The 728-nt window shown below is 48.6% G+C and carries 1 protein-coding gene; it reads left to right on the forward strand.

The genetic code is table 11. The features are described 5' to 3' along the window. A partial coding sequence (locus tag R7E78_RS26435) for an FUSC family protein (protein WP_318058651.1) occupies positions 1-728 on the forward strand: 728 nt, incomplete at both ends.

Here is a 728-nt window from a genome sequence, read left to right on the forward strand (position 1 = left end):
ATTGATTGGCGTACCGCTGCTAACGTTCTTCCCTTCTCAAGAAAGTCAGTTGGTGTTTATCGTTGTTTCGGGCGTGATGTTCTTTGCATTTAGGATGAACAACTACGGCTACGCGACCGGATTTATCACCTTGTTAGTCTTGTTCCTGTTCAACCAGTTAGGTGAAGGCTACGCAGTGGTGCTTCCTCGGCTTGCCGATACACTGAGTGGTTGCGCGCTAGCCGTCGCGGCTGTGATGTTCATTTTACCTGACTGGCAATCGAGAAGACTGCATAAAGTGATGTCTGATGCGATAGAAGCGAATAAACAGTATTTGGATCAGATCATCGGCCAATATCGTATCGGTAAGAAAGACAACCTGAGCTACCGCATTGCTCGTCGTCAGGCTCACAATAATGATGCGACATTGACGTCAGCAATCAGCACAATGCTTGCTGAACCAGGTAAGTATCGCGCAGCCGTCGATGAGAGCTTCCGCTTTCTGACGCTCAACCACGCCATGCTCAGCTACATCTCTGCTTTAGGCGCACATCGTACTCGCATCGAAGATGAATCCATTCATAAACTGGTTCTGGATGCTCACCGTTGTATCCACCAGCATTTGGATGTATTGCATCAACAATTACACCAACATTGCGAAGAGTGCGATTTATCCAACATTGACGATGCGGGACTTGAGCAGCGTTTGAACGAATGGCGCGATGAGGATGACAGCTCGGCGCGTATGG

The organism is Vibrio sp. YT-19(2023) (genome assembly GCF_033337395.1).